The sequence below is a fragment of the Autumnicola musiva genome, from assembly GCF_031846585.1.
GTDB classification, from domain to species: domain Bacteria; phylum Bacteroidota; class Bacteroidia; order Flavobacteriales; family Flavobacteriaceae; genus Autumnicola; species Autumnicola musiva.
This window is the reverse complement of sequence record NZ_JAVRHK010000030.1, coordinates 1-19,496: the sequence shown is the minus strand read 5'-3', so window position 1 is coordinate 19,496 and position 19,496 is coordinate 1. Positions and strand designations below refer to the sequence as shown.

The following is a 19,496-nucleotide window of genomic DNA, read 5'->3' as shown; positions in this document are numbered from 1 at the left end:
TATGCCGTTTTATTAGAAATCCATTCTATTATTAAAATCTCTTATTTTTCGAAGTTGTTCTTCGCGATCTTTTGCTTTTTGTGCTTCTATATCATTTCTTTTCTCAACTATTTTAGAATATTCTTCATTTGCGACTTGTATGCATAATTTTAGAGTCTCTTTGTGATATTTTTCAACTTCTTCTATCTCGGTTCCATCAAGCATTATTTTGTTACCTACTACAGTAGCAATTCCCGGTCTGTGCATTGTAGAAAATTTTGGTGGCAAATTCCAAGTTTTTATAAAAATATCAATCCATTCATAATCCGGACGTTTATTTAATTCAAAAGGTATTTTATATAAAGCGCTTCCCCTTGTGCCATCCAATTTGGGTTGTGTAACTTCATCAATTAAAATCCCTTTAATTTTTACTTCTTGTGATTTTAAAATATTATTTTCAAACTCCCTTTCTTTAGATTGAAATTTTGGCTTACCTAATGGTGGAGCTTTTTCTCTTGCATTAAATATCGTTGTAATTAAATCAGGGTAATTCTTATCAAAATCTTCTTCAATCGTAAGATCTATAAAATATTTGCCTTTTAACCAAGATGGAATCGCGTTGTTCTTATTTCCTGTTTTCAAAATCGGAATAAACTTTCTATGATTTGCACTTTCCAATACTTCGCCAGTCATTATATCACCTTCGTAACCCACTCCGCCCTTTCTTTCCTCTGATTTATTTTTATAAGATGGAGTACAAATTATTAATATATAGTTGTTTTCTCTAACCGATTTTTCCATAAAATGTGTCATTTGATCTCCAGGTTCTAATTCCCATTGATCAAGTTTCACATCCACTCCTTCTTCTCGTAATTTTTTGGCTAGATCTTTAACCCATTTTTTTAATTCTGGACTTTCCCAAGCATAGGAAATAAATGCTGTTGGATGACTCATAGTTCTGTTTTAAAATGGCATATAACGGTTTCGCTTATCGCAAGTTGCGGGAGTAGGGACGCGGACTTGTCGGATTAAATATAATCTTGAGATGCTGGAGGATAAGATCAGAAGACTACAGTCCAAATGTAACAAGATCTGGTATATGGCTGATGGTATGTATTCTATGTATGGAGATTACGCACCTGTGGAAGAATTGATGCAGCTAGCTCAAAAATACCCTCAACTTCATATTTATTTTGATGATGTGCACGGGATGAGTTGGAAAGGAAAGCACGGTAGCGGATATGTGATGAGTGTATTAAAGGAACTACCAGACAGGGTTATTCTTTTTGGTACCCTGAGCAAAACATTTGGTGCAAGTGGAGCTGTTATGGTTTGTAAAGACAAAAAAATTCACCAGAGGATTAAAAATTTTGGAGGACCTCTTACCTTTTCCGTACAGCTGGAACCTGCTTCGGTTGGAGCTGCAATAGCTTCCGCAAAAATTCATCTAAGCGACGAAATTTATACTATGCAGGAGGAACTCTTTGAGCGCATAGCCTACTTCAATGAGTGTTTAAAGAAAACAGACCTCCCTTTAATTACTGATAATGATTCCCCTATATTTTATATTGGAGCAGGTATGCCAGAAACAGGTTTTAATTTGGTAAACCGGCTTATACAGTCTGGATTCTATGTGAATACCGGTATTTTTCCCGCAGTTCCTGTTAAAAACACCGGGCTTAGAATTACCGTATCCCGAAGCAATGAAAAAGAGGAGATTAAAGGACTTGTTGAAGCTATTGTAGAAAATTTTCCAAAGGCACTCGAAGATACCCACACCAGTTTAGAGCGCGTTCTTTTTGCATTTGGAAAATCTCACAATAAAATACAGGTAAAAAATAATTCCAGTTCAAAACTTTCTGTAGAGAGTTATGATTCAATTGTTCAGGTTGATCCGGACATATGGAATGAAACAGTTGGTAATCACGGATTCTATGACTGGGAAGGGCTTAAATCTCTTGAAAATATTTTTAGATCTAATGCTTTACCTGAACATAATTATCAATTTTTCTATTATCTCGTAAAGGATGAAAATGATAAATGTATTTTGGCAACCTTTTTTTCTTTCGGATTGTGGAAAGAGGATATGCTGGCCCCTAGATCCGTTTCTGTTAAGCTGGAAAAAGAAAGGGAAAGTAATCCATATTATCATACCAGTTCCTGTTTAAGTATGGGATCCATGATCACCGAGGGAGATCATCTGTATTTATGTCAGGAAAATTCTAACTGGCAGGAAGCATTCAATCTTTTATTAGAGGAATTAGAGGTACTAGAGAAAAAATTACAACAGCAATACCTGATTCTTCGGGATTTTGAAACTAATAATAAAGCCATAAAAACATTCCTTCATAATAAAGGTTTTGTGCAGGTTGCTATGCCTGAAGCAGCAGTATTTGAGAATTTTAAGTGGGAAAATCAAGCCGAGTACATGGCACACCTAAGTAAGAGTTCCAGAAAGCATTTCAGGAAAGAGATTGAAGCTTTTGAGAATAAATTAGAGGTAAAGACCAGGCAGGAATTAACCGTAAATGAGTTAGAAAAGTGTTATGAACTTTATTTAGAAGTAAAAAAGAATAATTTTGGACTTAACACCTTCGATTATCCCTACTCCTTATTTCGGCACATGAATGTTTCTTTACAGTGGGAATTCATACTGGTTTATCTAAAAGAGGAGGATATGCGTCCGGTAGGAGTAATGTTTTGCTATAAAAACTCTGGTAATATATATACTCCGGCAGTTGTAGGTATGGATTATGAATTTTCCAGGGAATATAATGTTTACCGGCAGCTTTTATATCAAACCATATTAAGAGCAAAAAAACTGGACAGTAAAAGAATAGATTTCGGCTTAACTGCCGGCTTTGAAAAACGAAAAGTAGGAGCCAGGGTTATAGATAAATGTTGCTACATCCAGGCCCGTGATAATTTTGCCCTGGAAGCGCTGGACTTGTTACGAAGTGATTAATATCATTACCTGTTCTACTTCGTCTTCAGAAACTATACTCCAAGATACTGTTAGTGTAAATGCCCCATTATTGTTAAATTTTAATCAGTAGTGTCATGTTTGAAACAATTATGGAAAATTTCAGGAATGAGGTGGAAAAGATCATGTTGGTAAAGGATCAGAACCACCTGACTAAAGCCAACCTGGGAATTGATCTCTGCAACAAAACTCTTTTTGCTCTTAAAGAAATTACAGACCGGGAGGATTTCGAAACTGTACCGGCTGAAATTAACTTCTTTAAAGAAGTAAAACCCTTACCGATGAGTTATCTCATTTATTTCAGTGAAGTCAGGTCCTGCGAACTTCGTAAACCAAAAGCAGGGGCGGCATACCAGTCCAGGTTTTTCGAAAAGGAAATCCGTAAAATTAATAAGTTCTTTTACCGGAATGTAGATTTTGCCCATTACATGGAGCAGGGTTACAATTACCTGGATCACCAGATTTTTACCCGGAACTACAATAAGAATTTCCCTTTCACTCCTACCATTAACTATTACCAGTACCCAGAATTTTCTACTTCCCATGATATGCTATGGTCCAAGATCAAAGCCATGTACCTGTTCCTACATTATATCCGGGATTCCATGCAAAAGATAAGGCCGGAGTCTTTTGCTTTGCCAGCAGAAAAAAGGCATCGGATACTGTTATGGACGGCTTCTAAAACCGCTTTGGTGGAACTTATTTATGCCCTGTATTGTGATGAGGCTCTAAACCACGGTAGCGTAGATCTGAAAACCATTACTCAGTCTTTTGAAGATTTTTTTAATACCCGCCTGGACAATACCTCTAAGACCTATACGGAAATCAAGGCCCGAAAGGGAAGCAAAACCAAGTATCTTGATGAGTTGGGGATAAAGTTTCAGTTAAAGATGGAACGGGAAGATGGTATGGATTAGTTTCTCAAAAAGAATACCTGTTAAGTTGTCGTCCGGCTTTTTAGTTAGGTGGATCCATTGCGAATTTGTCGTTACCTGTAATATTGCTTATTGAGCCGAATAATTTTATTCTTTATAGGGTTAATACCTCGAGGCTTGCCTCGTTAGTGAATTTTATAAAGTTTGAAAATGTGTTCCCGTGAAATGTTCCGTGGGCTTGCCCCGGACAAATTTACTCGGCTCATTTTTTTCTTCAGGAAGATTATTAAATACTTTTACAATTTAGATTCACAAGTTTTTGAAAAATTTTCTTTAAAAGAAAGTATTAAAGTCGCAGTTTGACAATTTCTTCCTTGGGTTATACCAGCTGTTTAAATAAGAGCTGATATTGGTAATAATCCATTGCTTTTTTCAAAATTTTATCTATTAACTGCTTCATAATCCTTAATCAATAAGGAGTTGCGCTAGATGTTCCTATAATACTTGAAGAGATAGTCGTTCAACCTGTTGTTTCATCGCCGCTACCTCGGCTTCTGCAAGTTCCAGGGCTTTTCTGAATTTTTGTTCTTCAGAAATAACTTTTTCTTCTGCTAAGCTACGATAGTACGCGATTCCGTTTTTTAAATTTTCTGAAAAGCTGTTCCAATCCTTTATTTTTCTTTTATCTGGAATTGCTATATCTTCCAGTTGTTTTTTAAAAAAATCAAGGTATAACTGAAGTTCCTTCACGAAAAAATGCGGTCTTTCCTCAGTTGCCAATATATTTATACGCCCGTAAATATGGTCGGTCATTTCCTTTAAGCTTACTTTTTTATTGAAATTAATAATATTAGGGCCGGGGCAAACGGTTACTGCATGCTGTTTTTTGAGGAAAGAAACCTGATATTTTATAGAAGCCGAATTGCTCAGTCCCACGCAAAGACACTCCTTGCTAAGTACCACATCCATTTGCCTTTCACGTTCTGTATCGGACAGATCTAATTCAGCTATCTGCGCCAATTTCTTTTTCTGGTACTTCCGGGAGGCGGTACAGATTGGAGTTTTAGAAAATTCAGTATTCGAAATCAGGAATTTTTCGGTACATGGACTTCCCGGCACCGCATCTTCCATTCGTTTTAACCTTTCTATTTCCCCGGTAGTTCCCTTCAGGTAATTGAAACCTACTCCTAAAGGGGAAGCTTTGCTTCTTACCACATCTTTTTCTCCAGAGGCAAGAAGTAATTCCATCGTTCCGTCATCTACCGTGGTTGCCTGGGGACATAGCAGGAATGGGGTCCCCCAGCCGGTACCTTCCACGTGGTAATACTGGCGCAATAAAGAATCTTCTTCAAAAGTACCAATCCCGCCCTGGACGGTGATTTTTACAGGATGGGGCCTGGAAAATCCAGGTTTACCTTTTTTCTCAAGTGCTGCGGAATATAAGCTGAAAAGATTCTGGCTTAAAACTTCCCTATTATCATTAAATTCTTTTAAAATAGGCCCCAATAATAAACCTTGGGTGGCAAAAACATGTCCGCCGCAATTGAGGCCGGATTCTATCCTGAATTCGCTTACCCATATCCCTTTTTTGGCCAGATATTTTCCCTGGATAAGTGCCGAACGATAATCGCTTACTTTTATGATCACCCTTTTTTTAAAATCTCCCCAGCCGGAAGCATCAAATTCGCTGAAATTTTCCAGGTAATTATAAAGTCTTGGGTTCATACCGGCCGAGAAAATGATGGCCGAATTATTCAGATCGCTTTGTGCATAAGCCCTTAAAGAAATCAGCGCATCCGATCCGTTTTCTACAGGATCTCCATCACTGTCCGTATTGTCTTTATCAACTTTGGTCATCACATTTACTTCAATAGCTCCGGGAACGATCTTTTCCTTTAAGCTGGACAAAAGGGCTGTTCTTTCCTGCTCATTTTCAATAGAAAGAAGATGAAGGTATTTTTCCTTTAAATTACTTCCGTCGGGTAATATTTCGAAATATTTACACAGTTCCGATCCAGTTTCGAAAGCAGAATTCTTTAATTTTTCGATTTTTAAGCTTACCAACCTTTGTACAAGATTTAGATAATCGATAATACGCCTGGCACGGTAATCGGGTTCTTTAGTGGAAATTGGATTATATTCCTCGTTATTTTCCCTGTAATAATGCCTGCGCATTGTTTCTATCAGGTTATCCTCAATAATAGACATAGCCGAATTAATTCCGTAGCAGGCTACCTTAATTGGAGAATCTATAGAAAATGCCAGTCCCATTACTGGGATATGAAAACTATGTGGTGATGGTGTTTGCATTATAATATTTTGAACCTCAAAGATGAGCCACAAAACTTTCCTTTTCTATGACGAATATCATATAATGAAAAATCTTTCTGCCTGTCCATCCGAGCAAGATGAGTACATGGGAAAGTTCACCAGATGATATATGCAGGCAGGTAGGGAATATTTCATTAAAAGCATACTCTTCAAATAAACGATCGCCATCAGGAAAAAGTGCGTTATAAACATTGTTTTTATCGAAATAATTAATTAGGTGACGAGTATCATATTTTAAAGATATTAGAGCTAATATTTTTGATTTTTAAAATGAAAAAAATGGAAAGAAACTTAATTTCCAAATACAATGTGGCAGGACCTCGTTATACCAGTTATCCAACGGTACCTTACTGGGACAAAGCCAGTTTTAGCTTACAAGAGTGGAAAAGGAGTCTGCAAAGAAGTTTCAGGGAGAGCAATTATTCAGATGGTCTTAGTATTTATATTCATCTGCCTTTCTGTGAGAGTCTTTGTACCTTTTGTGGCTGTAATAAAAGGATTACTAAAAACCATTCCTTAGAAATTCCTTATCTAGAATCTGTTTTAAATGAATGGAAAATGTATTGCAAACTTTTTTCAGAAAAACCATTTATAAAGGAACTTCATTTAGGAGGGGGGACACCTACCTTTTTTTCAGCTAGAAATTTAGAATTACTGCTGAAAGGTATTTTTAAAAATTCAAGTAAAGCCGCAGATGCCGAATTAAGTTTTGAAGGCCATCCTAACAATACCAGTTTTGAACACTTACGGCTTTTTTCTTCCTTTGGGTTTAGCAGGGTGAGTTATGGGGTTCAGGACTATAATGAAAAAGTGCAGAAAGCTATACACCGGGTGCAGTCTTTTGAAAATGTAAAAAAAGTTACCGAAGAAGCCCGGGAAGCCGGCTTCACGTCTGTGGGACATGATATTATTTTCGGTTTACCATTTCAAACAAAAGAGCATATTGTTAACACTATAGCACGCACCAAGGAATTGATACCAGACCGCATTGCTTTTTATAGTTACGCTCACGTACCTTGGATCAAAGGCAATGGTCAGCGGGGATTTAAAGATGAAGACCTTCCCACCGCCGAGCAAAAAAGGGAACAATATGAAACAGGAAAGCAAATGTTGCTGGATGCCGGTTATGTAGAAATTGGAATGGATCATTTTGCCCTAAAAACCGATAGTCTTTTTGAAGCTATCGAGAACAGGACATTGAACCGTAACTTTATGGGCTACACCTCCTCAAAAACTCAGGCAATGATAGGGTTGGGAGTTTCGGCCATTAGTGATAGCTGGTATGGTTTTGCCCAAAATGTGAAAGGCGTGGAAGAATATCAACATTTGGTAGCGAGTAAAATCCTGCCAGTTTTTAGAGGGCATATTTTAAATGATGAAGATCTTATCATCCGTAAACATATACTGAACCTGATGTGCAAATTGAAAACTTCCTGGTACACCGGAAATCAATTTTTTAAAGGATTACCGGATACGCTCATCCAGTTAAAAGAGATGCAGAATGACGGACTTGTAGAAATTGACACAATTTTTCTTAAAATTACCGAAAAAGGAAGGCCTTTTTTACGAAATATATGCATGGCATTTGACATGCGCTTACAAAGAAGTAAACCTGAAACTCAATTATTTTCAATGACGGTTTAGATGGTATATAGTGTCCTTTTTCATAATTAAAATTTGTACTCAGAATAACTCAAAGCTTCTCTTTTTAATATGACAATGCTTACATTCCTCACTGTTTCTAAAAACAAAATTTTTATTTTTTTCTTAAGATATTTGAGTTTGAAATTATTTATCTTAAATAGAAAAAATGAAGATCAAACCTATCATCTGGCTTTACATAACAACACTGATTCTGGTTTTAGTGACGGTATTTTCATATTTCAACTTTCCGTTTCCGGTCATTTTTTATCTCGTAATTGCTGGCCAGGCATTGCTTATTTATACTGCTTATCGCATCCTTACTGATAGTTATACTACCACCAAGACTTTTGATGATTTCTACGAAGATCATTCTGTAGAATAAATACTTCAGTTTGTTCCCACTCTAATGGTTATTTTTAAAAATGTTTTTAACTTTAATACACTTTAAGAAGGCATACTTAAATTGAAAACGAATAGCAGATTGAAGGAACATTTTCAACAAAATAAAGACATTTTCAACATACTTTTTGAAGCGGCTTCTGAAGGAATTATTGTGGTAAACTCCAGTCAGGTTGTTGTAGCTTCCAACAGTGCAGCTGCCATTATATTTGGTTATGAAGAAGGTGAGCTTACCGGAAAAGATCTGGATGTTCTCATCCCAAGGGATTATCATAAAATCCATCACAGGCACGTATACCAGTTTATTGAAAAGAGCGAAAAACGTCAAATGGGCCACGGCCGTGATCTTTATGGTGTAAAGAAAGACGGTTCATTGTTTCCTGTGGAGGCAGGTCTAAATCCTTTTGAGATGAGAGGGGAAAGATTTGTAATGTCCCTTATTATCGATATAAGTATTAGAAAGGAAACACAGCGGCAAATAAGGGAACTTAATACCCAACTGGAAGATAAAATTGAAATCAGGACCCGTGAACTTCAGGAAAGTATTAAGGAGTTGAAGCGGCTAAATCTGGACCTTGAGGATGAAATTGCCAAAAGAAAAGCTGCGGAGCGGAAAATTAAAGATGCGTTGCAAAGGGAAAAAGAACTCAATGAGCTGAAAACAAAATTTTTATCCTTGGTTTCTCACGAATTTAAAACCCCTCTTAGTGGAATTTTGACTTCAGCTACTTTAATTGAAAAATATAAAAAAGAAGAACAGCAGGATAAGCGGGAAAAACATCTGGTGACCATTCGCAATAAGGTTCACTATCTAAACAATATATTGAACGATTTTCTTTCCATCGAACGACTGGATTCGGGAAAGGGGCAATACAAGTACACCAATTTTAGTCTTAAACGTTTAATTAATGAGGTTGTATATAATGCCAATATTACGCTGAAGAACGGTCAGGAAATCATATATCCCAAAGAAATCGAAGATGTGACAATACATCAAGATGAAAAGATTCTTGAACTAATTCTTTCCAATCTTTTGGGAAATGCCATTAAATATTCTCCCGAGAATAGTCTTATCAAATTTGAATTAGGTTTTGAAGGGGAATATATGATATTTGAAGTGGAAGACCAGGGAAGGGGAATTCCGGAGAAGGACCAAAAACATATTTTTGAACGCTATTTCAGAGCAGAGAATGCCTTGCTGGACCAGGGAACGGGTATAGGATTAAATATAGCAAAAACCCACTTAGAAAATCTTGGAGGAAGTATTAACTTTGAAAGTAAAGAAAATAAAGGAACCAGGTTCAGAGTTGAGATCCCTGTAACCCTGGTTTAATACAAACAGAAATCCAATTTCAGATTCCAAACCATCTATGAAAAAAATATTGCTGATCGAAGATGATGTAACCGTAAGAGAAAATACAGCCGAATTACTGGAGCTCTCCGAATATGAGGTACAAACAGCTTCCAACGGTAGCCACGGAATCCAAAGAGCAGGAGAAATACATCCCGATATTATTATCTGTGATATTATGATGCCTGAAACCGATGGGTATGGGGTTTTGGAAGCTTTAAGCAAAAACCCGGAAACCGCGAATATCCCCTTTATCTTTCTCTCGGCTAAAACAGAACATAAAGACATTCGCAGAGGCATGGATCTTGGTGCCGATGATTATTTAACCAAACCTTTTGAAGAAGAAGATTTGCTGAGCGCCATTGAAAGTCGGCTGGCGAAGGTTGCCATTCTTCAGTCTTTTCAGAAAAAAAGCAAGGTAGAAAAACCAGCTAATGGCGATCTTAAAAACCTTGGTAAACTTCGGGAACTTTTTCAGAATTACCCGTTGCAGGAATTCAGGAAAGGAGAGACTATTTATGAGAAAGGAAGGCAATCCAACTTTTTCTATCTGGTTCATCGCGGGGTGGTAAAGGCGCATCGCATGGACAATCATGGAAAGGAATTAATTACCGAGCTATACAAACAGGATGATTTCTTCGGAAATCCTGTAAATGATCCCCAGACAGCCTATGAAGATTATGCTACTGCCATGGAAAGCACCCAGCTTTATACTGTTTCACGTGAAGAATTTCATAAGATCCTCGCTAATAATCCCCGTATTCCCATACAACTGGTAGAAGTGCTCAACAAAAATCTTTCAGAATTAAAACAGCAGTTAATGGATATGGCCTATGGTTCTGTTCGTAGAAAAACCGCGAATACTATTCTTCTTTTTGCCGAAAGAATTGAAAAGCATCCTTTAAAAAGCATTCGTATCTCCCGCTCAGATCTTGCCGGTGTTGCCGGTATGGCTCCGGAAAGCCTTATTAGAACCTTATCTGACTTTAAAAAGGAGGGCCTTATTGAAATTGAAGGTCGAAATATCAAGATCATGGATTCTGAAGCCCTGAAAAAAATAAGCTGATCTTTTTAAAATTTCAAGGAACTGATTTTCGTCATTTTTAGCAGTAGCCTAATCATGTAATTTCGCTATTATAAGAATGAACTAATGAATGTATTGATCTTGACCGATTTCTCCGAAGTTTCGAATAACGCCGCAAGATATGCTGTAGATTTTCTTGAGGATTCTGCAGCGAATTTCTTTTTTCTGAATATCCAGGATTTCGATTTTCATCCATCCGCCAGTAAAATCCTGGATAAACAGGTCATAACTATTCTTCAGAAACTGGAAAAAAGTGCGCGGGAACTGGAAATGTATAAACAGAATCCGCAGCATAATTTTAATATCATTCTTTCTTCTGAAAACCTAATAAGTGCGGTTAGAATGGCTGTGGTTGAAAAGAAGATCGACCTGATATTTATTGGAGCCATTAGTCAAAAGGTTCATCATCATCCCATTTTAGGGGATCATGCGTATGATGTGGTGAGAAAAATACAATGTAATATTCTGGCGATACCGGCAAATTGCAAGTACCATTTTCTAAAAAATGTTATTTTTCCTATTGATTATGCTATTCAACCTGAAGAAGAGATTCCAAATATTATCTCCAGAAACCATTTTTTCAATAATAGTAGATTTACAATTTTAAAGCTGAAAGAAGGTAAAAGCAGCGCAGTTTTAGTAAAGGAAGAAAATTCTTCTTTAAGTACAGAATTTGAATGTTTGAACCAACAAACGCTGGAAGATTTCAATGAAAAATCGTTTGGATCCCTTCAGAAAGATTATAATCTCATCTTTATAATTGGTAAGAACCTCAGTATTTGTGATCGTTTCTTACATTCCAAATACGGATTATCGGCAAGTATCGATCTTCAGCTTCCCATTTTTGTTTATCATAATTGAGATAACAATCGGAAATAATACCTGTTTAAGCCTGTTTTCTGCTCTGGTAGATTCTTAGAAAAAGATGTGTAGACATTTTACGGGCATTATTTTTTAGGCGCTGGGCCATTTCTCCTTCAAATAGTTCATCTATGGTCTGAAACCAAAGATTCAGCCATATTCCAAAGTGATATTCTGTGATTTTATGATCGTTCTCCGCATCTACTTTCACATGGGCCATTGCGGGATTCCCCTTAAAATTTCCTGTAAAAAAAAGGTTACTTTCCCAAAAGTCAGTAAGCTTTGAGATGTGCGTATCCCAATCACTGATACGGTTATTGAAAAAGTAACCTATTTCAGAATTTTTTCTCACTCTGTCATAGAAAGAAGACACTAAAATGTGTATATCCTTTCTACTTCTGAGATCTTTATTCATATTATAAGGGTACGTTTATCATAAGAAGTACGGTACTTATCAAAATGCTTAATATAAAAAAATTTAAAACTAATTTAGGTTTTAATTGGGCAAGTACGGCGGCATTATAACCCATTGCAACTACCACTACAAAAAATAATTCGATCATGTTTACCAGGTTATGCCCCTGCATTAAAATAAACATTGCGGAGATAGAACCAAGACAACTGGAAATAATTATTCCGGCAGTCATATAAGCATAGAAAGATTCTTCAACGTCTGTGAGAAAGTTTTGATATAGTTTCATGATATTTTACTTTAAATACAGTGTAAAATTACCACGAATGCCTGCCTTAAAATATGATCGTGATCATATAAACCGATAATTGCCAATTTTAAATACCGGCTTTTTTTGCTCAGGAATGTGATTGAATAATACGCACTATTTCATCCTTTTGCAATAATCCCGATTGCCGCCAGAGTTGTTGCCCGTTTTTGAACAATATCATGGTTGGGACACCCCTTACCTGATATTTTCCTGCCAACTCTTCATTTTTATCTACGTCTATTTTTACAATTTTCACCCTGTCTCCCAGATCTGCTTTTACATCTATTAAAATGGGGCCAAGGGTTTTACATGGCCCACACCACTCTGCCGAAAAATCTATCAGTACAGGCTTTTCATCTTTTATGATCTCGCTAAAACTACTTTTCATAACCTTTATTTTTTTTTGTTTTTTTCTGAAAAAAAGCCGGAACAGCTTAAAATGCTATTCCGGCCTATTAACGAACTTCTCCTGAAGTTACAAAAATTTATAACTTGAAGCTTTCAAAAGCGTCTTTTTCTAATTTCTCCCTGTGGGCGGGATGTGCAATTGAAATTAAAGCTTTTGCCCGCTGCCTGAGGTTTTTCCCATATAAATCTACGATTCCATATTCTGTGGCTATATAATGTACGTGGGCTCGCGTTGTGGTTACGCCGGCACCTTCCTTAAGATTTACCACGATTTTCGAGGCTCCTTTACTGGTAACCGAAGGCATGGCGATAATCGCCTTACCGCCATCAGAGAGCGAAGCCCCTCGAATAAAATCCATCTGACCGCCTACTCCTGAATATTGATATTTTCCAATGGTATCTGCACATACCTGGCCGGTAAGGTCTATCTCTATAGCTGAATTTATTGCCGTCACTTTTGGATTTCTCCTAATAATTGCGGTATCGTTGGTGTAGGCTGCTTCTTTAAAATGAATAACAGGATTGTCATCAATAAAGGTGTACAATTCTGGAGAGCCCACAGCAAAGCAGGTCACTAATTTGCCAGTTTTTACCAATTTTTCTTCTCCGGTAATCACTCCGCTCTTTACCAGTGGCAAAATTCCGTCAGAGAACATTTCAGTGTGTATGCCCAGACGTTTATGATTGTTGAGATTGGCCAGCACCACGTTCGGGATTCCGCCAATTCCCATTTGTAAAGTTGCACCATCTTCCACCAGATTAGCAACATGCCTTCCAATTTTCTGCTCAACCTCTGTTGGAGCTGAAGGAACTGAAGAGTGGATAAGAGTGTCTACTTCTATTGCCGCATCTATTTTACTAACATGAATAATCCCATCTCCATGCGTCCTGGGAATCTTTGGGTTTATCTGGGCAATGACTTTTTTCGCGGTTTGTATGGCTGGTAAGGTAATATCTACAGATACGCCCAGCGAACAATAGCCGTGTTTATCTGGTGGGGAAACCTGGATAAAAGCAACGTCCAGAGGAAGAATATTCTTTCGGAAAAGCACATGAATTTCACTCAGGAAAATGGGGATGTAATCTCCATAGCCGGTATTTACCGCTTGCCGAACATTGCTGCCCACAAAGCAGTTATTGCTTCGAAAGGTTTTATGATATGGAGCTTTGGTGTATTTTGCTTCGCCTTCAGTATGAATATGCAGGATTTCCACATGTTGCAGCTCTGCATATCTTTCGCATAGGGCATTTATCAGAATATTCGGAGTCATAGCGGCACCCTGGAAGAATATTCGCTGTCCGCTTTTTACCACTGAAACTGCTTCTGAAACGGAAACAATATGAAGTTCATCTTTCATTTTAAATAGGTTTTGTTATAAGGTTAAAATTGATCTCAATTTCTTCTTTTATTACAATCAATCCGAAAAGTTTCCTGGGAGGTTCAAGTTCGAAGTCATTAATGTTCAATTGCAGTAGTCCTTTAAAATTGGGAGTAGGGCAACTAATAATTTCTACAGGCACTTCATAGCTTTTCCTTTTCCCGGCCATGTATATAATAATCCGGGCCACGGCATCACCATCATCTTTTAAAACTGCCTTTTTCAGCTCCAATTTTATGGAAGGATATTTTTCAGTCTGCATTAAAGCGTGAAAATCCTTGTTTATGGCCCTGTTGCCACAATCGAACCCTTCATTTCTTAAGAGAAGGACAGCATCCTTAAAATTGATGTTTTGACCACTTTTATAAAGCTGCACTGTTTGTTTTCCCTGAAGTAAAGAAGCATTAAATTCACAATTAAATTTACTAATGTTGGTGTCACCGGTAATATTAAGGCTGCTTTCAGGAAGAATTCTGATCTTTTGTTGCTCAAAACCTTGTTGTGAAAAGCAGGCTGAGGTAGCGAAAATAAAAACGATAAATAAAAACTGCATTTTCATAGCTGTAGAATTCTGAAGTTTACATTTAAAAAATGTTGATGACGAGGTTTTTTTTGCTCATTGTGAGCTGGTAAGCGGGGAGAGATTTAAAAGGTGGGGAAACAAATTGATCCCCACCTGGCTAATTCAAATTACAATCTTAGAAGCTGATTACTGCTTCAAACACCACTCCGTTAAATTTACCTTCGTTGTGGATATCGCTCACAGGATAGTCATTATACTCCTGGTTCACATATTCTAGTTTTGCTAAAATGTTTTGGGTCATAAACCAACCAGCACCAAGGTTGTAACGCCTAACATTTACCTCCTGATCTCCTGCCAATTCTCCATCTACATAGTTATAGCGGCCGGCTACATAAAGGTTTTCATTGTTTCCGAAGCGGTAGATAAGTTCCCCTGCATATTGGTTCCAGTTTCTTTCATCGGTTTCGTTGGCATTTTTTCCTGAAATTGTTTCAAAAACTCCAAAGAATTCAAGACCACCGTATTTAATAAAGGGGTTAATCATAATAGAAGTCATTTCATTTCTAATACCTGGGTTTACCCTTCCTGCCCTAAAACCATCACCTACAGCAACTACTTCTCCCAAATTGTTTATATAGGAACCCTGGAAGAGGTTGTAGTAGCGGGAACCTGCACGGTCACCGGTATACAGGTAAGCGCTGCCGGTTTGGTTGGTATGGTAAACAGAACCTGTTAAACGGAACCTGAGATCCTGAGTCACATAATTATCATAACCCACTTTTGCAAGTAAAGAAGGACTGGTGGTTCCAGGGCCGGTTACAGCCTGGTTTAATTTACCGTTAGTAGCTCCCAGCATTCCTAACCATCCATTGTTGAAGTAGTAAACTTCAACACCAACTTCAGTTGTAAAAGCATCTAACAGATAGTTTCCAACAAACGGGTTATAAAGTGCCATTGCGTTGTCTGTTCTTCTGAAGTGAGTATCACCATAGTTGTTCTCCATGTGACCAATCTTAATTCTCACTTTATCCATGACATCACTTAAAAAGTTTTCTCGAATGAAGTCAAGTTTGTCTATTTGCAAATAACCGCCTTTTACATAAGTTTCGTTGTGGTGTTGGGAAGAAAGATATGTTCTAAGGTGTAACCTCACTCCATCATATAACATCACATCAAAGTCCAGGTTAGCAGTGGCAAGGTTAAAGTTATCTCCAATTTCCTGTAGTACGGGAGTAGCTGTATTTCCGGAGTTCTCATGGTCTATGGCCTGGAATTGCAGGGCAAATGCGCCTCCCACTCTTACATTGATACCGTTAAAATCTGTGATGGTATCTTTATTTGGTTCGAAATCATTGATACCATTTTGATCAGGATTTCTGAAGTTAGGGAAGTCGCGGTTCCATAAAGAATTCTCCTGGGCCTGCATTTGTATTCCGAAGAAAGCAATCAGGGCAATGCTTAAGTATTTGAAAGAATTTTTCATCTTGATTAATTTTTAAGGTTGAAATTGTTATTTAGAAAAAGTTGTTTGAAAGTTGATTTTCACCTCGTCCCCGGTGGTTATGGTACCGAACATAGCTGTGGGCGCATCTATTTTGTACTCAGACATTTTAATGGTTTCATTTCCGGAAAGCACAACTTTACTGTCATTTGCCTGAGCGTTAAAAGTTATGTTCACCGGGTTTTTGATTCCCGCTATAGTTAAATAACCGCTGGTGGTAACGATGCAATTTGCATTAGAGGTACAGTCGATGTTATTTACCTTAGTCATGCTGTAGGTAATTTTTTTATGCTTATCCGTATTAAGGGCTTTGTAGGTGTTTTTGTCCATGGCTCCTTTGCCGCTTTTTAAGCTTTCCGCCACTACGGAGAATTCAAGATTGTTGATTTTTGTTAACTGACCTTCTTGAAATTCAGCAGAGAGTGTGCCCTGAAAATCCTCTGCTTCTATCTCCCAGTCGTGAATATTAGAAGTTCCTTCAATTTTCAAGTTAGATCTTGCTGTTTTTACACTGAAGGTTTGCGCAAAAGATGACTGTACAGAAATGACCATTATTAGTAAGCTTGCTATTCCCAGTCCGAAGTTTTTCAAAGTATTCATGATTTCCTGTTTTTAATTTGAGACAAAGTTGCGGTAGAAATGGCAGGGAAATAATGATGAAAATCAGGTTTTGGATCATTTTTAAATGTGCTGCAGTACCGAAAACTTTATAGTCAAGCCACCTCCTAATTCCATACTTAGGAGAAGGACTTATAATCTTTTTTTTCCCATCTCTTGGGAAGGATTGGGGGATTTTAAAAAGACTAATACCTGACCACCGTCATAGTTTAACAAGTCTTAATTCTTCAGTTTTGTAGTCATAAATTTGTAATAAATAATGGCGAATTGCTATCATTGTGGAGAAGACTGTCTGAACGGTATTATAGAATATAAGGAGAAGTCTTTTTGCTGTTCAGGCTGCAGGACCGTTTTTGAAATTTTTGAAAGCAACGACCTTTCTTATTATTATGAATTAGAAAATAATCCCGGAATTTCACCAAAGATCAGTGAAAGCAAATATGATTTTCTGAATAATGAAGAAATAGCCGAAAAGCTCTTGGAATTCAACGAGGAAAATCTAAAGGTAGTTTCGTTTTTGATCCCCTCCATTCACTGCAGTTCCTGTATTTGGATCCTGGAAAACCTGAATAAGCTGAAAAAGGAAATTAGAAGTTCACAGGTTGATTTTCCAAAAAAAAAGGTTAGGATTATCTTCGCTACCACAAATTTATCTCTGAAAGATTTGGCGGTATTGCTATCCCGCATTGGTTACGAACCTTATATTTCCCTGGAAAACTACGAGGATAAAAAAGCGACGGTAGACAGAAGTCTTATTTATAAACTCGGTGTTGCAGGCTTCGCCTTCGGGAATATCATGTTTTTATCCTTTCCAGAATATTTTGAAGTAAATGAATTCTGGCTGGACCAGTTCAAATATTTGTTCCGCTGGCTCATGTTCAGCTTTTCGTTGCCGGTGGTATTTTATTCCGCCAGTGATTATTTTATTTCTGCATTTAAAGGATTACGATCTAAATTACTCAATATAGATGTACCTATTGCACTTGGGATAATTGTATTGTTCTTAAGAAGTACTGCGGAAATTGTTCAGAGTACAGGAACAGGATTTTTTGATAGCCTTAGCGGGCTCGTTTTTTTCCTACTACTAGGAAAGTTTTTTCAGCAAAAAACCTACGCGTTTCTCTCTTTTGAGAGAGATTACAAATCATATTTCCCCATTGCCGTCACTAAAATAAAAACTGAAGGAGGGATCGCTTCCGAAGAACAGGTTCAGGTTTATAAAATCAAAAAAGGAGATAGAATCATCCTTAGAAATGAAGAACTCATCCCGATGGACGCCATTCTTATTAAAGGAGAGGCACGCATCGATTATAGTTTTGTAACTGGTGAAGCCGAAGTTGTTAGGAAGACAAGTGGAGAAAAACTCTATGCGGGCGGCAAGCAGCAGGGCGGTATTATTGAAGTAGAAGCCTTAAAAGAAGTCCGGCAAAGTTATTTAACAGAATTATGGAGCGATGAAGTCTTTAAAAAAGACAAAGCCGGCCTTTTCAAAACGCTGACCAATCAAATAAGTAAACGTTTTACTCTAGGCGTTGTAAGTGTGGCTGTGATAGCTGCCGTTTTCTGGATATTCCATGAACCTTCCATGGCCTGGAATGTCTTTACGGCGGTTCTTATCATCGCCTGTCCCTGCGCGATTGCCCTTGCGGCTCCATTTACATTAGGAAACCTGCTAAGGATCTTTGGGAAAAATAAATTATACTTAAAAGAAGCTTCTATAATCGAACAAATTGCGAAGATCGATACGGTGGTTTTTGACAAAACCGGCACAATCACCACCAATAATCAACAAACTATTTGCTATAACGGGCTAGAACTTAGTGATGAAGAAAAGCAAATGCTTGGTGGAAGTCTCAGGGCATCAAATCATCCGTTGAGTAGAGCACTTTATAATATTCTGGATAAAAACGACATCAAAATTCCTGAAGTTTTTCAGGAGTATGCAGGTAAAGGAATTGAAAGTTCCTGTCAGGGCAATTTCCTGAGAATTGGTTCGGCCGATTTCGTAGGTAAAGAAAATGTGGTACAGACCATAGAAAAAACTTCCGTTCATATTAGTGCGAACGAGCAATATAAAGGTTGCTTTACTTTTCATAATTCCTATCGGGACAAAATTGAAAAAGTCTTTTCAGAATTATCACAAAACAAAGAACTGATCATCCTTTCTGGGGATAATGAAGGGGAAAAGGACAAATTGAAACAGCTGATACCACAAGAAACGGCAATGTATTTTAATCAAAAGCCGGGAGATAAACTCGAATTTATCAGAAAGCTTCAGGAAAAAGGAAAAAAAGTGATGATGGTTGGCGACGGGTTGAATGATGCAGGTGCACTTGCCCAGAGCGATGTTGGGATAGTAATTTCAGAAAATATAAATGTATTTTCTCCGGCCTGCGACGGAATTCTGGATGCTTCGGTATTTTCAAAGATTGGGGCATTCTTCAGGATTTCGGCAAAAGGAGTATCAATTATTCGATGGAGTTTTTTCTTTTCATTGTTCTACAATCTTATAGGCCTTGGTTTCGCGATTACTGGAAATCTTACGCCGGTCGTGGCGGCAATTCTGATGCCCCTAAGCTCAATAAGCATTGTGCTTTTTACCAGTTTTTGCACTTATATGTTGGGAAGACGTTTGAAGAATTAAACAATAAGCAACTAAAAACCTAAAACCTGATCACCGTCATTTTTTAGGCTTTACTTCAACTATACTTTTACATCAAGATTCAAAAAACTATGAACATTATATACATGTTACTGGGTATAAGTGTGGTGGTAGCCATTATTTTTTTCGTCGCGTTTATTCTTTCGGTTAAAAATGGACAATATGACGATGTTTAC

General features: G+C 37.5%; 18 protein-coding genes. 9 read left to right on the top strand and 9 right to left on the bottom strand.

The window, feature by feature from the left end; all coding sequences use genetic code 11:
• Window positions 1-12 precede the first annotated feature (12 nt).
• Window positions 13-933 (bottom strand): toll/interleukin-1 receptor domain-containing protein, encoded by a 921-nt coding sequence (locus RM539_RS19075; protein ID WP_311505017.1) that lies wholly within the window; start codon window positions 931-933, stop codon window positions 13-15.
• 73 nt (window positions 934-1,006) lie between these two features.
• Between RM539_RS19075 and RM539_RS19070 the strand changes: the two genes are divergently transcribed.
• Together RM539_RS19070 and RM539_RS19065 are read left to right on the top strand one after the other, a co-directional pair.
• Window positions 1,007-2,944, top strand: coding sequence for a bifunctional aminotransferase class I/II-fold pyridoxal phosphate-dependent enzyme/GNAT family N-acetyltransferase (locus RM539_RS19070; protein ID WP_311505018.1), 1,938 nt, complete (start codon window positions 1,007-1,009; stop codon window positions 2,942-2,944).
• Between the two features lie 95 nt (window positions 2,945-3,039).
• Window positions 3,040-3,879: an RteC domain-containing protein gene (locus tag RM539_RS19065; protein WP_311505016.1), complete on the top strand. Its 840-nt coding sequence runs from the start codon at window positions 3,040-3,042 to the stop codon at window positions 3,877-3,879.
• A gap of 453 nt (window positions 3,880-4,332) precedes the next feature.
• Here the strand turns inward: RM539_RS19065 and RM539_RS19060 are convergent, their stop codons facing one another.
• Entirely contained in the window at window positions 4,333-6,147 is a 1,815-nt protein-coding gene (locus RM539_RS19060) for a hypothetical protein (protein ID WP_311505015.1), read from the bottom strand.
• Between the two features lie 300 nt (window positions 6,148-6,447).
• On the opposite strand from RM539_RS19060, the gene hemN reads away from it, so the two are divergent.
• The 5 genes from hemN to RM539_RS19035 all read left to right on the top strand — a co-directional run bounded on the left by hemN (window position 6,448) and on the right by RM539_RS19035 (window position 11,507).
• Window positions 6,448-7,812, top strand: a complete 1,365-nt coding sequence (gene hemN / locus RM539_RS19055; RefSeq protein ID WP_311505014.1) for an oxygen-independent coproporphyrinogen III oxidase — start codon at window positions 6,448-6,450, stop codon at window positions 7,810-7,812.
• Window positions 7,813-7,978: 166 nt separating this feature from the next.
• On the top strand, window positions 7,979-8,194 hold the full coding sequence (locus RM539_RS19050; protein ID WP_311505013.1) for a hypothetical protein: 216 nt from the start codon (window positions 7,979-7,981) through the stop codon (window positions 8,192-8,194).
• Between the two features lie 99 nt (window positions 8,195-8,293).
• A complete protein-coding gene (locus RM539_RS19045; RefSeq protein ID WP_311505012.1) occupies window positions 8,294-9,544 on the top strand; it encodes a PAS domain-containing sensor histidine kinase in 1,251 nt (416 codons plus the stop codon).
• A gap of 37 nt (window positions 9,545-9,581) precedes the next feature.
• A complete protein-coding gene (locus RM539_RS19040) occupies window positions 9,582-10,628 on the top strand; it encodes a response regulator (RefSeq protein ID WP_311505011.1) in 1,047 nt (348 codons plus the stop codon).
• A gap of 84 nt (window positions 10,629-10,712) precedes the next feature.
• Entirely contained in the window at window positions 10,713-11,507 is a 795-nt protein-coding gene (locus tag RM539_RS19035; protein WP_311505010.1) for a universal stress protein, read from the top strand.
• A gap of 25 nt (window positions 11,508-11,532) precedes the next feature.
• On the opposite strand, the gene RM539_RS19030 is transcribed toward RM539_RS19035, so the two are convergent.
• The 7 genes from RM539_RS19030 to RM539_RS19000 form a co-directional block, all read right to left on the bottom strand.
• Window positions 11,533-11,922, bottom strand: a complete 390-nt coding sequence (locus RM539_RS19030) for a group III truncated hemoglobin (RefSeq protein ID WP_311505009.1) — start codon at window positions 11,920-11,922, stop codon at window positions 11,533-11,535.
• A gap of 1 nt (window position 11,923) precedes the next feature.
• A complete protein-coding gene (locus RM539_RS19025) occupies window positions 11,924-12,208 on the bottom strand; it encodes a hypothetical protein (protein ID WP_311505008.1) in 285 nt (94 codons plus the stop codon).
• A gap of 109 nt (window positions 12,209-12,317) precedes the next feature.
• On the bottom strand, window positions 12,318-12,617 hold the full coding sequence (gene trxA / locus RM539_RS19020; RefSeq protein ID WP_311505007.1) for a thioredoxin: 300 nt from the start codon (window positions 12,615-12,617) through the stop codon (window positions 12,318-12,320).
• A gap of 97 nt (window positions 12,618-12,714) precedes the next feature.
• Window positions 12,715-13,995 (bottom strand): acetyl-CoA hydrolase/transferase family protein, encoded by a 1,281-nt coding sequence (locus RM539_RS19015; protein WP_311505006.1) that lies wholly within the window; start codon window positions 13,993-13,995, stop codon window positions 12,715-12,717.
• Between the two features lies 1 nt (window position 13,996).
• Entirely contained in the window at window positions 13,997-14,575 is a 579-nt protein-coding gene (locus RM539_RS19010; protein ID WP_311505005.1) for a YceI family protein, read from the bottom strand.
• Between the two features lie 139 nt (window positions 14,576-14,714).
• Window positions 14,715-16,022, bottom strand: coding sequence for a hypothetical protein (locus RM539_RS19005; protein WP_311505004.1), 1,308 nt, complete (start codon window positions 16,020-16,022; stop codon window positions 14,715-14,717).
• 27 nt (window positions 16,023-16,049) lie between these two features.
• Window positions 16,050-16,640 carry a YceI family protein gene (locus tag RM539_RS19000; RefSeq protein ID WP_311505003.1) on the bottom strand — a complete coding sequence of 197 codons (591 nt, stop codon included), beginning with the start codon at window positions 16,638-16,640 and terminating at the stop codon, window positions 16,050-16,052.
• Between the two features lie 277 nt (window positions 16,641-16,917).
• On the opposite strand from RM539_RS19000, the gene RM539_RS18995 reads away from it, so the two are divergent.
• Together RM539_RS18995 and ccoS are read left to right on the top strand one after the other, a co-directional pair.
• The gene (locus RM539_RS18995) at window positions 16,918-19,302 is read left to right on the top strand and encodes a heavy metal translocating P-type ATPase (RefSeq protein WP_311505002.1); all 2,385 of its coding nucleotides are present in this window, start codon (window positions 16,918-16,920) and stop codon (window positions 19,300-19,302) included.
• An 89-nt stretch (window positions 19,303-19,391) separates the two neighbouring features.
• Window positions 19,392-19,496 (top strand): cbb3-type cytochrome oxidase assembly protein CcoS (gene ccoS, locus RM539_RS18990; protein WP_311504819.1); only part of this gene is annotated, 105 nt, incomplete at its 3' end.

What these genes read in the sequence shown, in the direction of transcription:
- RM539_RS19060 (WP_311505015.1), bottom strand. Translation starts at nt 6,147, where the DNA reads ATGCAAACACCATCACCACATAGTTTTCATATCCCAGTAATGGGACTG.
- RM539_RS19000 (WP_311505003.1), bottom strand. Translation starts at nt 16,640, where the DNA reads ATGAATACTTTGAAAAACTTCGGACTGGGAATAGCAAGCTTACTAATA.
- hemN (WP_311505014.1), top strand. Translation starts at nt 6,448, where the DNA reads ATGGAAAGAAACTTAATTTCCAAATACAATGTGGCAGGACCTCGTTAT.
- RM539_RS19035 (WP_311505010.1), top strand. Translation starts at nt 10,713, where the DNA reads ATGAATGTATTGATCTTGACCGATTTCTCCGAAGTTTCGAATAACGCC.
- RM539_RS19005 (WP_311505004.1), bottom strand. Translation starts at nt 16,022, where the DNA reads ATGAAAAATTCTTTCAAATACTTAAGCATTGCCCTGATTGCTTTCTTC.
- RM539_RS19010 (WP_311505005.1), bottom strand. Translation starts at nt 14,575, where the DNA reads ATGAAAATGCAGTTTTTATTTATCGTTTTTATTTTCGCTACCTCAGCC.
- RM539_RS19015 (WP_311505006.1), bottom strand. Translation starts at nt 13,995, where the DNA reads ATGAAAGATGAACTTCATATTGTTTCCGTTTCAGAAGCAGTTTCAGTG.
- RM539_RS19065 (WP_311505016.1), top strand. Translation starts at nt 3,040, where the DNA reads ATGTTTGAAACAATTATGGAAAATTTCAGGAATGAGGTGGAAAAGATC.
- RM539_RS19030 (WP_311505009.1), bottom strand. Translation starts at nt 11,922, where the DNA reads ATGAATAAAGATCTCAGAAGTAGAAAGGATATACACATTTTAGTGTCT.
- RM539_RS19025 (WP_311505008.1), bottom strand. Translation starts at nt 12,208, where the DNA reads ATGAAACTATATCAAAACTTTCTCACAGACGTTGAAGAATCTTTCTAT.
- RM539_RS19050 (WP_311505013.1), top strand. Translation starts at nt 7,979, where the DNA reads ATGAAGATCAAACCTATCATCTGGCTTTACATAACAACACTGATTCTG.
- RM539_RS19075 (WP_311505017.1), bottom strand. Translation starts at nt 933, where the DNA reads ATGAGTCATCCAACAGCATTTATTTCCTATGCTTGGGAAAGTCCAGAA.
- RM539_RS18995 (WP_311505002.1), top strand. Translation starts at nt 16,918, where the DNA reads ATGGCGAATTGCTATCATTGTGGAGAAGACTGTCTGAACGGTATTATA.
- RM539_RS19040 (WP_311505011.1), top strand. Translation starts at nt 9,582, where the DNA reads ATGAAAAAAATATTGCTGATCGAAGATGATGTAACCGTAAGAGAAAAT.
- trxA (WP_311505007.1), bottom strand. Translation starts at nt 12,617, where the DNA reads ATGAAAAGTAGTTTTAGCGAGATCATAAAAGATGAAAAGCCTGTACTG.